Annotated in this window: 14 protein-coding genes and 1 pseudogene; 5 read left to right on the forward strand and 10 right to left on the reverse strand. The window is 62.0% G+C overall.

Annotation, left to right across the window (positions count from 1 at the left end; genetic code table 11):
• Positions 1 to 122: 122 nt before the first annotated feature.
• The 6 genes from HU749_RS03320 to HU749_RS03345 are packed head-to-tail and all read right to left on the reverse strand — an operon-like array spanning position 123 to position 4,347.
• On the reverse strand, positions 123 to 1,802 hold the full coding sequence (locus tag HU749_RS03320; protein WP_079301590.1) for an ApeI family dehydratase: 1,680 nt from the start codon (positions 1,800 to 1,802) through the stop codon (positions 123 to 125).
• Positions 1,799 to 2,344, reverse strand: a complete 546-nt coding sequence (locus HU749_RS03325; RefSeq protein ID WP_186651237.1) for a COG4648 family protein — start codon at positions 2,342 to 2,344, stop codon at positions 1,799 to 1,801. Before HU749_RS03325 ends, HU749_RS03320 begins: the two co-directional genes overlap by 4 nt.
• The gene (locus HU749_RS03330; RefSeq protein WP_003197040.1) at positions 2,341 to 2,595 is read right to left on the reverse strand and encodes an acyl carrier protein; all 255 of its coding nucleotides are present in this window, start codon (positions 2,593 to 2,595) and stop codon (positions 2,341 to 2,343) included. The genes HU749_RS03325 and HU749_RS03330 overlap by 4 nt, the downstream gene beginning before the upstream one ends.
• A gap of 9 nt (positions 2,596 to 2,604) precedes the next feature.
• The gene (locus HU749_RS03335; RefSeq protein WP_014336216.1) at positions 2,605 to 2,862 is read right to left on the reverse strand and encodes a phosphopantetheine-binding protein; all 258 of its coding nucleotides are present in this window, start codon (positions 2,860 to 2,862) and stop codon (positions 2,605 to 2,607) included.
• Positions 2,843 to 3,652: a lysophospholipid acyltransferase family protein gene (locus tag HU749_RS03340; RefSeq protein WP_046065107.1), complete on the reverse strand. Its 810-nt coding sequence runs from the start codon at positions 3,650 to 3,652 to the stop codon at positions 2,843 to 2,845. The genes HU749_RS03335 and HU749_RS03340 overlap by 20 nt, the downstream gene beginning before the upstream one ends.
• Complete coding sequence (locus HU749_RS03345; RefSeq protein ID WP_186651239.1) at positions 3,628 to 4,347, reverse strand: beta-ketoacyl synthase chain length factor; 720 nt, start codon at positions 4,345 to 4,347, stop codon at positions 3,628 to 3,630. Before HU749_RS03345 ends, HU749_RS03340 begins: the two co-directional genes overlap by 25 nt.
• Before the next feature lie 359 nt (positions 4,348 to 4,706).
• Between HU749_RS03345 and HU749_RS03350 the strand changes: the two genes are divergently transcribed.
• Positions 4,707 to 5,477: a ParA family protein gene (locus tag HU749_RS03350; RefSeq protein WP_014336219.1), complete on the forward strand. Its 771-nt coding sequence runs from the start codon at positions 4,707 to 4,709 to the stop codon at positions 5,475 to 5,477.
• A gap of 150 nt (positions 5,478 to 5,627) precedes the next feature.
• Here the strand turns inward: HU749_RS03350 and trxC are convergent, their stop codons facing one another.
• Together trxC and ycaC are read right to left on the reverse strand one after the other, a co-directional pair.
• Positions 5,628 to 6,050: a thioredoxin TrxC gene (gene trxC, locus HU749_RS03355; protein ID WP_079301591.1), complete on the reverse strand. Its 423-nt coding sequence runs from the start codon at positions 6,048 to 6,050 to the stop codon at positions 5,628 to 5,630.
• Positions 6,051 to 6,222: 172 nt separating this feature from the next.
• Entirely contained in the window at positions 6,223 to 6,849 is a 627-nt protein-coding gene (gene ycaC, locus HU749_RS03360) for an isochorismate family cysteine hydrolase YcaC (protein ID WP_014336221.1), read from the reverse strand.
• 207 nt (positions 6,850 to 7,056) lie between these two features.
• Here ycaC and HU749_RS03365 point away from each other — a divergent pair, with 207 nt between their 5' ends.
• The 4 genes from HU749_RS03365 (at position 7,057) to HU749_RS03380 (ending at position 9,616) form a co-directional block, all read left to right on the forward strand.
• On the forward strand, positions 7,057 to 7,962 hold the full coding sequence (locus HU749_RS03365; protein ID WP_217870578.1) for a LysR family transcriptional regulator: 906 nt from the start codon (positions 7,057 to 7,059) through the stop codon (positions 7,960 to 7,962).
• Between the two features lie 202 nt (positions 7,963 to 8,164).
• Positions 8,165 to 8,353, forward strand: coding sequence for a nucleoid-structuring protein H-NS (locus HU749_RS03370; protein ID WP_172436040.1), 189 nt, complete (start codon positions 8,165 to 8,167; stop codon positions 8,351 to 8,353).
• A gap of 230 nt (positions 8,354 to 8,583) precedes the next feature.
• Positions 8,584 to 8,862, forward strand: coding sequence for a hypothetical protein (locus HU749_RS03375; RefSeq protein ID WP_079301593.1), 279 nt, complete (start codon positions 8,584 to 8,586; stop codon positions 8,860 to 8,862).
• Between the two features lie 352 nt (positions 8,863 to 9,214).
• Positions 9,215 to 9,616 carry a helix-turn-helix domain-containing protein gene (locus HU749_RS03380; RefSeq protein WP_186651241.1) on the forward strand — a complete coding sequence of 134 codons (402 nt, stop codon included), beginning with the start codon at positions 9,215 to 9,217 and terminating at the stop codon, positions 9,614 to 9,616.
• Between the two features lie 62 nt (positions 9,617 to 9,678).
• Here HU749_RS03380 and HU749_RS03385 read toward each other — a convergent pair.
• A pseudogene (locus HU749_RS03385) lies at positions 9,679 to 9,921 on the reverse strand (DUF6124 family protein); the annotation flags it as partial.
• A gap of 479 nt (positions 9,922 to 10,400) precedes the next feature.
• Entirely contained in the window at positions 10,401 to 11,864 is a 1,464-nt protein-coding gene (selO, locus tag HU749_RS03390; protein ID WP_095962284.1) for a protein adenylyltransferase SelO, read from the reverse strand.
• Between the last annotated feature and the right edge of the window lie 34 nt (positions 11,865 to 11,898).

The raw sequence follows: 11,898 nt of genomic DNA on the forward strand, positions 1-11,898 counted from the left end.
GCATTTTGTGGCGAGGGAGCTTGCTCCCGCTTGAGTGCGGAGCACTCGCTCTTGAAAAACCAGGGGCTGCTTCGCAGCCCAGCGGGAGCAAGCTCCCTCGCCACAGTGATCTGTGCAGATGCCTAGGCATTGTTTTCCCCCAACACAATCCGCCCACTGGAGCAGGCCGCCGTGTCATTGCGGTAGGCGAAGTACAGCTTGCCGCGCTCGCGGTCGAAGCGCAGGTGCAGTTGGATTTCATCGCCGGGCCGAACCAGTTGCTGGAATTTCAGCACTTCCATACCGACGAACCGGGGCGGCAGGTCCAGCAATTGCCGGCCAAGGCTCAAGGCCCAATCGACCTGCACCACGCCCGGCAGTACCGGCGCGGTGGGGAAGTGGCCGCTGAAGTACGCCAGGTCTGGCGGTACGATCAGTTGCAGGCTCCACTCACCGTCGGTTTCGACGTGTTCCAACACTTCGGGAGCCTTGGGGCGTGGCGCCATCAGCAGCGCCTCGACTTCGGCCTGGGGCAGCTTGCCCTGGGCGTTGAGCGGCAACTGCCGTAACCAGCGCCAGCGCCGTGGCAGGGCGAGGGTTTCGCAATGTTCGCTCAGGTGCCGGCGCAGGCCCTCGGTGACGGCGCGCCGGCCCTGGTTGCGCAAGGCTCGCAGGCCAGCGTCGCTCAGCACCAGCAGCGCGCCGAGGGAGGCGCGATTCTCCTGCACCACCCCCAGCCGCGCTTCGCTGACCCAGTCGTGGGCCACCAGCGCTTGTTCGAGCATCGGCAGGGAGATGCGTTTTTCTTCGAGCTTGACGATACGGTCCAGTCGCCCGAGCAACTCAAAGCGCCCATCTTCGGCGATTCGTGCCGCGTCGGCGGTGTGTTCCACATGCCCGGTCGGCAGATAGGGCGAGGCGATCAGCAAGGCGCCGTCGCTGTCCTGGCTCAGTTCGACGTCGGCAAAGGGTTGCCACAATCCGCTACCCTGACGCCAGGCGATGCCGCCGGTTTCCGAACTGCCGAAAATTTCCGTCGGCCATTGCCCCAGGCGCTGCTGCAGGCTTTGCGCAGCCTCGGCGGGCAAGGCGCCGCCAGAGGAGAACACCCGGCGCACGCAGCTCAAGGCCGGCCAATCGAGGTTGTCGCCCATGCGCTTGAGCAGCGCTGGGCTGGCGACCCAGGCGAAGGCCGGTCGCTCACGGCTGGCACGTTGCAGGTCTTCGGGGAAGGCCAATTGCCGACGCACGAAGGTACGCCCGGCGCACAGCGGCCACAGCACCCGGAACAGCAACCCGTAGATGTGCTGGGTAGCAACGCTGCCGATCATGCAGGCCGGGCCCAGGTCGGCGCCCCACAGGTGCTCCAGGGCCTGGACCTCGTTACTCAACTGGCGCAGGGTTTTCTCGATGCGCTTGGGCTCGCCGCTGGAGCCGGAGGTGCACAGGCTCAGCCAGCAGTGATCGAGGTCCAGTTCGGCGGCGTCCATCGGCGCTTGTTGCAGGTCGCCGGGATGTGTATCGCCGGGCTGGTCGGTCAGCCACAGGTCCACGTCCGCCGCCCAGCGCTGGCGTGTCTGCGCTTGCAGGTCGGCGGGAAGCAGGACCCGGACCCCGGCGCGCCAGGCACCCAGCAGGGCTACGGCCAGGTCGGCGGCATCTTCCAGGTGCACCGCCACATGCCGCACGCCCCGAGCTTGCAGGCCGGTCGCCAGGCGCAACGCCGCGTCCCGCAGTTGCGAGTGATTCAGCGCCGGATCGACCGCAACGGCGCGTTCCGGCTGAGCCTTGAGCAGCATCTGCTCAAGTGTTATCCAATTCATGGGCGGCCTCTTACCCGTTGTCGTATGAGCCATTCAATGGCAAACAGCAGCCCCATCAATCCGTAGGAAATCAGGCCGGTGTACAACATCCACCAGCTCAGCGGCGCCCAGAGGGTCAGGGCGGCGGCGAGCAAACCGTTACACAGGAAAAACACACTCCAGGCCACCGTGACCTGACGCGTATACACCACCGCCTTGGCCGGCAGCTGCGGTTCGCGCAGGCGGGCCAGGCGTTCGATCATCGGCGGGCCGTATTTCAGGCTCAGCACGAACAGCCCGAGCATGAACGCGCTGATCAGCACCGGGTACCAGCGCAGCAGGATCGGGCTGTCGAACAGCGCGAGCAATATGCAAAACACGATCGCCGTGGCCGCCATCCAGCGGCTACCGGCTTCGCCTTTGCCAAGCAACGCCCGGGCCAGCCACAGGCTGCCCAGCAGCAGCCCGAACTGCCACGGGGCGAAGTGCTCCATGCCGAAATACACCGCAAAGGGGTAGAGCAGGCCCGCCAGCAGCAGGCCGAGGCCAATCAGCCGGGTCATGCGGCCGGTTGGACCAGTCGATAAACCGCCTCGACCACGTCATTGACGGTGCGCACCGACTTGAATTCTTCGGCGGCGATTTTCTTGCCGGTCTGGCGCTTGATATGGTCGATCAGGTCGACCGCGTCGATGCTGTCGATTTCCAGGTCCTGGTACAGGTTCGATTCCAGCGTCACACGCTCAGGGTCCAGCTCGAAAAGCTCGACCAGAGCATCGCGCAGGGTGTGGAAAATATCGTCACGAGTTTGCATGATCCGGTCTCAGGGGCGTTTTGCAGTGACGAAGGCCGCAAGGCTTGCCACATTGCTGAAATGGTTACGGGTGTCCTTGGCGTCGGCGTCTATCTTGATGCCGTACTCCTTCTGGATCGCCAGGCCGAGCTCCAGGGCATCCACCGAGTCCAGGCCCAGGCCTTCGCCGAACAGGGTCTGGTGGTCACCGATATCGTCGATGCCGATGTCCTCCAGGCCGAGGGCGTCGATGATCAGCTGTTTGATGTCACGGTGCAGATCGCTCATCTTCGGCGAGCTCCTTGATGTAATAGTGATGCAAAAAATCGTTGAGCCTGCGCGAAGCCTGGGGTGGCGGGCCGAGCGCAGCGAACGCCTGTGGGTCTATATCGGCCCCGACGTGGAAACTGAAGTGCACGCGGCGTCGGGGGATGCGATACCAGGGTTCAGCCTTGGTCAGGGTCGTGGGGCAGACCTTGATCGTGACGGGTGTGAGGATTTTCGCACCCCGCAGGGCGATGGCCGCAGCCCCCCGATGAAAGGCTGGCACCTGGCCTGGCTGGGTGCGCGTCCCTTCGGGGAATACGATCAGCGTCTGGCCCTCTTGCAAGGCGTCGCTGGCGGCATCGAGCATGTCCATGCTGCCGTCGTTGCTGATGTATTGGGTCGAACGCAGTGGACCCCGGGTAAAGGGGTTGTCCCAGAGGCTTTGCTTGACCACGCAGTTGGCGTCGCGCACCAGCCCGATCAGGAACACCACGTCGATCAGCGACGGGTGGTTGGCAATGATCATCTGCCCGGGGCGCCCGAGCCGTTCGGCGCCATCGATCTGGTAGGTGAGCACGCCGGTACGGGCCATGAACCGAATAAAGAACCAGAACAACCGCCCGACCGTGCGGCGCGCCCTTTGGCGGTGGGCCTGGGCATCGCCGGGCCACCAGGCCAGCAACGGGAACACCAGCAAACGCAGGCACAGCCCGCCCAGCCCGAACAGGGCGAAGCTTGCAGCGGTCGCGACCAGGCGCCAGTAATAGGCGTCGCGATGTTTACCGGTCACCGGTTGCGTTGCCAGGTCCATACACGATTCTTCCAGGCATGTTGGCAGGTGGTTTCGTTGTTCAGCAGGGTACGCAACAGATCCAGGGCATGGGGCCAGTTGCTGCCCGGCGATTGGCCGGCCTGCGCGCACAGGTCCAGTTGCCAGTCATTGCCCGGGGTCAGCAGCAGGCCCATGGCATAGGGAAATGGCACGTCATCGACCCACGGTGCATAGACTTGCGGAGGTTGTTCTTCGGTGATCACCAGCAGCACCGCAGGCGATCCTTCGTTCAATAGCGCGACGGCCTCCAGCACACCGTGTTCCAACCCGTCGCCGGTCGCGGCCAGGGCGGTCATTTCGCTGGTTTCACCGCGCATGATCGACCACAGGCCAATCACCGCGTTGTGCACCGACAGGCTGAATTGGGTCGGCGACAATGGCTGGTCGGCTGCCAGGTCCTTGAGAATCTCAAAAGTGCGCGGGGTTTCGCCGTGGCGGGAAATAAAGACCAACGGTAGGTCCGGCCGGCCCTCGGCCAGTGGCCAGCCGACACTGAAGGCCATTCGCGCCAAGCGGCTGAGGCGCCGGCGCTGCATGGCCGGCAGGAACGATACGTCAGGGGCGGCATCGCTGGGCGGCAATACGACCGGCTGTCGGCTCCATGCCTGCCAATCGTCCACGCTTTCGAGCCCAGGGGCCCACGCGCGCCATTGGGCGATATTGAAATTGATCACAAACTTCACCCCACCCCTGCGGGCTTTTATTGTCACGGTTCAGTGGTTTGACCCGCGTCCAACCCTGCATGGCCTTGCGACCCAAGTGGCGCGCATTATCCCGGTGCGGTTGGCTTGTAGCAAATACTGGTTACATTTTGCTCAGCGAAATGTACGAGTTGGTCCGCTCAATGCCAGGCTGGGACCATTGTCGCTATCAGCACGAGCCTGTCTGTCGGTTGTTTCTGTCATTGTCTGGTCGAATTGACGCCTGAATCGTTGGAAAAGCCACTGTTGCTGTAGTCCTTCTACGCAGAAGGTAGCTAAGCGGTGTCGCTGCCTACTACACTCGGGAATCTTTGATACACGGAGGTTTTGACATGCGGCGTGTGGTGTTCAATCAGAAAGGTGGCGTGGGCAAATCCAGCATCGCCTGCAATCTGGCGGCAGTCAGCGCCAGCGAAGGCTATCGCACGCTGTTGGTGGACCTGGATGCCCAGGCCAACTCCACTCAATACCTGACTGGCTTGACCGGCGATGACATTCCCATGGGCATTGCCGATTTCTTCAAGCAAACCCTGTCGTCCGGGCCGTTCTCGAAAAAGAACAAGGTGGATATCTACGAAACGCCGTTCGACAACCTGCACGTGATCACCGCCACGGCGGAGCTGACGGATCTGCAGCCCAAGCTTGAGGCCAAGCATAAGATCAACAAGCTGCGCAAACTGCTTGAAGAGCTGGAGGAGGATTACGACCGGATTTACCTGGATACCCCGCCCGCACTGAATTTCTATGCGGTTTCAGCATTGATCGCCGCCGATCGGGTGCTGATCCCCTTCGACTGCGACAGCTTCTCCCGACAGGCCCTGTACGGCCTGCTGGCGGAAATCGAAGAGCTCAAGGACGACCATAACGAAGGCCTGGAAGTCGAAGGCATCGTGGTCAACCAGTTCCAGGCCCGGGCCAGCCTGCCACAGCAGATTCTCGACGAACTGATCGCCGAAGGGCTGCCGGTATTGCCGGTGTACCTGAGCAGTTCGGTGCGCATGCGCGAATCCCACCAGGCCAGCCTGCCGCTGATCCACCTCGACCCGCGGCACAAGCTGACCCAGCAGTTCATGGAGTTGCATAGCCTGCTGGAAAGCGCCTGATTCTGACCTGTGCAAAACCAATGTGGGAGCAACCGTGTGGGAGCAAGGCTTGCCCGCGATGAAAACGCCGCGGTCTCTTGAGGACCGCAGCGCCTGGATCGCGAGCAAGCTTTGCTCCCACAAAGCCGCTCCCACAGTTATCTCATGGCTTCAAATCCCCTGGCTGCGCAACCAAGCCATCAACTGCGGCAACGGCAGCGCCCCACTCTGGCGCGCCACTTCCCGGCCGTCCTTGAACAGAATCAGGCTGGGAATCGAGCGAATGCCCAACTGCGCCGACAGTTGCTGGTTGGCCTCGCTGTCGAGCTTGGCCAACCGGCATTTGCCCGCCAGCTGCGCGGCGGCTTGTTCGAACACGGGCGCGAAGGACTTGCACGGCCCACACCAATCGGCCCATACATCCACCAGCAACGGCAGGTCACCCTTGATCTGGCTGGCGTAGTCGCCTTGTTTGAGTTCGAACGGTTTGCTCAATAACACCTGGGCCTTGCAGCGCCCGCACTTGGGCTGGTCGCCCAGGCGTTCGGCGGGTATGCGATTGAGCCCGTTGCAATGGGGGCAGGGGATCAGCATCAGATCAGTCTCCAGAAAATCATTGGCACAGATTGAACACTATATAGAAACCACCACAAAAACCTGTGGGAGCGAGCTTGCTCGCGAATGCGGTGTGTCAGACACATAGATGTCGACTGACACACCGTCTTCGCGAGCAAGCCCGCTCCCACATTTAGTTCAGTGTTGCTGATTATTTAGCGTTGGTCAGCGTGTTATAGCTGGTCATCAGGTTGCGGTAGTCCGGGATGTGGTTGGAGAACAAGGTCGCCAGCCCTTCCACGTCGTTGCGCCAGTCGCGGTGCAGTTCACAAGCCAGGCCGAACCAGGTCATCAGCTGCGCACCGGAGGATGACATGCGGTCCCAGGCCGATTGACGGGTCAGCTCGTTGAACGTGCCGGACGCATCGGTGACCACGAACACTTCGAAGCCTTCGGCCAGGGCCGACAGTGCCGGGAAGGCCACGCAGACTTCAGTCACCACGCCAGCGATGATCAGTTGCTTCTTGCCGGTGGCCTTGATCGCCTTGACGAAATCTTCGTTGTCCCAGGCATTGATCTGGCCAGGGCGAGCGATGTACGGCGCGTCCGGGAACAGGCTCTTGAGCTCGGGCATCAACGGGCCGTTGGGGCCGGTTTCGAAGCTGGTGGTGAGGATGGTCGGCAGTTGGAAGTACTTCGCCAGGTCAGCCAGGGCCAGCACGTTGTTCTTGAAGCGGTCCGGGTCGATGTCGCGTACCAGGGACAGCAGGCCGGCTTGGTGATCGACCAGCAGAACGGCGGCGTTATCTTTGTCGAGACGGTTGTAGGAAGTGGTCATGGCGTAGCCCTCATTAAGTTTTGGTTGCCGAAGGTTTCGGCGTGGTTAAGGTTTTTAATGGCGGTGTAGCGATTGATCAGTGACTCATCCGGTCGAAGCGCCCCGGCTTCAATCCGTGTTGCGTTTCGATGGGTGTAGATTAAAACTGGCACCTTTGGTGCGCTAGACTGCAAAAATCCGCCTTAGCGTTCTATTTGGAGAACGATCATCGAAGACCTCAACACGCTTTACTACTTCACCCAGGTGGTCGAGCACCGTGGGTTCGCCGCTGCGGGCCGGGCGCTGGACATGCCAAAGTCCAAGCTCAGCCGGCGTATCGCCCATTTGGAGGAGCGGCTCGGGGTGCGGCTGCTCCATCGCACCAGCCGCCACTGCACGTTGACCGAGATCGGCCAGGCCTATTACCAGCGCTGCCTGGCGATGCGGGTCGAAGCCGAGAGCGCGGCGGAAGTGATTGAACGCAACCGCTCCGAGCCCCAGGGGCTGGTGCGCATCAGTTGCCCGACGGCGCTGCTCAACAGTTGGGTCGGGCCGATGCTGACCCGCTACATGCTCAAGTACCCGCGGGTGGAGTTGTTCATCGAGAGCACCAACCGCCGGGTGGACCTGATCCATGAAGGGTTCGATATCGCCTTGCGGGTGCGCTTTCCGCCGCTGGAAAACACCGACATGGTCATGAAAGTGCTGAGCAACAGCACCCAGTGCCTGGTGGGCAGCCCGGCGTTCCTGGAGCGCTTGTCTTCACCGGCCTCCCCGGCAGACCTCAACGGCTTGCCCAGCGTGCACTGGGGGGCGGCGCAGCGTGAGTACCAGTGGGAATTGTTCGGTCCGGACGGCACCCGTGCGCTGATCCGCCATGAACCGCGCATGGTCACCGACGACCTGCTGGCCCTGCGTCACGCCGTGCTGGCCGGCATTGGCATCGCCCACCTGCCCACCGTGGTGGTGCGCGAAGACATAGCGGCCGGCCGATTGGTGGAACTGGTGCCGGGCTGGACGCCCAAGTGCGGGATCGTCCATGCGATCTTTGCCTCGCGACGCGGGTTGCTGCCGTCGGTGCGTACGCTGATTGATTTTCTGGCGGAGGAGTTCAGCCACAGTGATATGGCGTAGCGTGGAGGCAGCCATGCCATGTATTTCCCTTGTGTGGGTTTGCTTGGGGTGGTGGCCTGATAGTTGGTCGGGGGTTTTGACCGGGTACATATCCATTTCTGCGGTAACGGCCACTTAGGGTTCCGCTCTTACAGCGGGTCACTTTCGAAAAGCCCGGAAGCCGGCCCAGTCGAAAGTAACCAAAGCGCTCATGCCCCACCACTTGGCACCTCGCCTAGGCTCGGTGTGCCCTCACTCCGGCATTGTTTCGTGGGCCCGCCGCGAAGGGCCATCCATGGCCCAGCGCGGCTATCCCGGCATCCATGCCGGGATGCCCACTCCACAATGCCTGCGTTCGGCCAGCGTGGTTAACGGGGCGCCCGAAATCAACGTCCACCGCGAGGCGGCCTAGTAGCCGACCTGGCTCTCCCGGTCGTACACCCGTCAGACTCGTTTGGGCTGGTCCTGTGGGAGCAAAGCTTGCTCGCGAGGCGGCCTGATAGCCGGCCTGGCTCTCCCTCTCGTACTCCAATCCCATTGTGGGGCTTGCACAAGGCTGCCATTCATCAGGTGCGCCGCACTGAAAAGGTGTCGCGGCCTCAAAAAGACACCACGTACCTGTTTGCAATCCCAGGAGGTCCCATGAGCCATTCTCAAGACCCAGCCACGCCCCAGGCAGTGGACAACCCCAACGACGACGGCTTCGTCCTCGGCACCGCCGGCCGCGACGAAGACCCCAATGCCGCCCCGTCCTACGCCACCGACCGCCGCCACGACCGGGACGAACTGACTCCTGAAGACGCCCGCGGCATGCCCGGCTATCCCGAGGAAAAGCCAGCGGCCAAACCCAAGGAGAAGGGGGTTGAAGAGGCAGAGCCGGGGATCGAGACGCCTGAGCAGGGGAACGATAAGGTTGGGTGAGCAGGCGGCGATGAATTCAAGCTCGCTCCCACATGGGGGCTGTGTGATCGCGATATTTGCGACAACAGCCCGCCCCTGTGGGAGCTAGCTTGCTCGCGATGACTCTCGTCCAGACATCCTGAATCCGTGGCGAGGGAGCTTGCTCCCGCTCGGCGGCGAAGCCGTCGTAAAACCGGTAGACGCGGTTTACCCGGAAGAACGCGTTGGCCCATTTGGGGCTGCTGCGCAGCCCAGCGGGAGCAAGCTCCCTCGCCACAAAAGCTGCGTAATCTCTCTTGCCGAGGTTATCGCAATTTACGATAGATCCAATCTGTGGTTAGCTCATCCATAGCAAAATGCGATGAGAAAAAAGATGAGTCCCCTAATAGAACAAGTCGCCGCCCATTGGGAGTTTGTGTCGCCCCTGCTGCGTAAGCCCAGGAGCGAAGAGGATTACGACCGGTTGGTTGCAGCGCTCGATGAATTGTTGGAGTTGGTTGGCGAAGAAGAAGCCCATCCGCTGATGAGCCTGGTGGACATCATCGGTGAATGGATCGTGGCCTGGGATCATCAACACCGGCCGATGCCCAAGGCCACTGGTGTTGAGGCGCTTCGTTATCTGATGCGCGAACACGGTTTGAGCCAGAGCGATTTGCCGGGCATAGGCGCCCAGTCGGTGGTATCGGAGATATTGAGCGGCAAGCGCCAGCTCAATTTAAGGCAGATCCGCTGGTTGGCGGAGCGCTTCGGCGTATCGGTTGAGACCTTTATTTGATGGCTTGGCGCCGCGCACTAACTGCGGCGAGGGAGCTTGCTCCCGCGCCACAGGGGGAGGCGCTATGTCGACTGGCGTGGGTCGACGTTGTCCAGTGCCCGGTTCGCCAATAAGCTGCTCAGTTCGATCAACTGCTGAATGCCCAGGGCAATGTGCCGCTTGGGGCCTTCCAAATCGAACGCCAGGTCACTGACCATGGCGTTGGCCGAGGCCAGGTTTTCGCTGAGGTTGGCGAGCAGGGTTTCGGTGTCGACGGCGTTGACGACGGCGAACAGTTGGCCTGGATCGGTATCGGGCGGATTGGGGGTTGCTTTGCACATGGTGAATCTCCGTGATTGGTTGAGCCACCACGACCTATCGCTAAACAAGTAAAGGTGGCGGCTGTACGCAGGTTAGCGATCCGGGTCACAGAAGCCCCGGGTAGACCAGAAGGTCTCCCACGCACAGCCACCATTAAGCGAGTTGCAGACGTAAAAGACTGCAATCGAGACTGGGCATTGTTGCGTCTGTGTTGAGTCGGATCGCTAAACCCGATCGCTGATTTTCAGCGACGGGGAAAACGATAAAGCCCGACCCCCAGGCGCACAAGCCGGCGGATTCTGGCGTAGTTGTAGGCAATGGCGCAAGGCGGCGTAGCCTGCTCCTGAATGGTCCTACATCGAAATAAACGCGGTGATCGTCAAGGGGAGTGGATTGGCTTCATGTGGTGAATTGAAGATCGCCATCGCGAGCAAGCTCGCGATGACTTTTTCCCAGGCAACCCCGAACCTGCGGCAAGGGAGGGTTACGACGAGCAACTGATCTCCAGGTGCTTGCCCCACTCCGGCGGACGTTGCGCATAGCTGTCCATGCCTGGTTGGTCTTCGAACGGCTTGCTCAGCACGGTGTGCAGGCGGCGAACTTCTTCGTAGTCGCCAGATTCGGCAGCGTCGATGGCTTTCTGTGCCAGGTAGTTGCGCAGCACGTACAGCGGGTTGACAGCGTGCATGCGGGCGCGGCGTTGGTCTTGGTCGACGGGGCCTTCGCGGTTGACGCGGGCGACGTAGAGTTCGCCCCAGGCGTCGAAGCCCTTGAGGTCGACGAAGTCATCGCGAAGGGTGGCGACGGCTTGCTCGGGCGCCTGGTCGCCCAGTCGGCGGAAGAACAGGCTGTAGTCGACGCCGCTGTTCTGCATCAATTGCAGCAGACGCTCCAGTAACTTCTGGTCATCTTCCTCGGCGCAGGTCAGGCCGAGGCGGCGGCGCATCAGGTCCAGGTAGTGGGCCTGGTACAGCGGCAAGTACAGGCCAAGGGTCTCACGCAGGGCTTCGACGCTGATGAACGGCGTCAGGGCCTGGGCCAGGGCGCTGAGGTTCCACTGGCCGATGGGCACCTGGTTGCTGAATGAGTAGCGGCCCTGGTCATCGGAATGGTTGCAGATGAAGTTGGCGTCGAAGTCGTCGAGGAAGGCGAACGGTCCGAAGTCGAAGGTGATGCCCAGGATCGACATGTTGTCGGTGTTCATCACGCCGTGACAGAAACCGTAGGCCTGCCATTTGGCAATCAGCTCGGCGTTGCGCTCGACGATTTCGCGGAACATTGCCAAGTACGGTTCCGGTTGCTCACGGCACTCGGCGAAGTGCAGGTTCAACACGTGTTCGGCGAGGGCCGCATGCAGCTCGGGTTTCTTGGTGTAGTAGAAATATTCGAAATGCCCGAAGCGCACATGGCTGGGTGCCAGGCGCAGCACCATGGCGGCGCGCTCCTGCTTTTCGCGCCACACCGGGGTGTCCGAGCCGATCACGCACAAGGCGCGGGTGGTGGGGATGCCCAGGGCATGCAGGGCTTCGGAGGCGAGGAATTCGCGGATCGAGGAGCGCAGCACCGCGCGCCCGTCGCCCATCCGTGAGAACGGTGTCTGGCCAGCGCCCTTGAGGTGCAGGTCCCAATGCTCGCCGGCCTCGTTGTAGACCTCGCCCAGCAGCAACCCACGGCCATCGCCCAATTGCGGGTTGTAGTGACCGAACTGATGCCCCGAATACACCATCGCCCGGGGCTCGGTTTCAGCCCACAGCTTATGACCGCCGAAAATCTCGGCAAACAGCGGTGCCTGGGCTTCGGCCGGGTCCAGGTCCAGCAGCGCCATGGCCGCCGGGCTGGCGACGACCAGCCGTGGATTGTCGATGGGCTCGGGCAGCACGTGGGTCGATAAACCGTCGCCCAGGCGGGCGAAACGGTTATCGAAGGTCAAGGTTTCCAGCGTTTTCATGGCCGTCTCCGGCGCGCCGCCTTCAGGCAGCGCG

The sequence above is a fragment of the Pseudomonas ogarae genome, assembly GCF_014268695.2.
GTDB classification, from domain to species: domain Bacteria; phylum Pseudomonadota; class Gammaproteobacteria; order Pseudomonadales; family Pseudomonadaceae; genus Aquipseudomonas; species Aquipseudomonas kilonensis.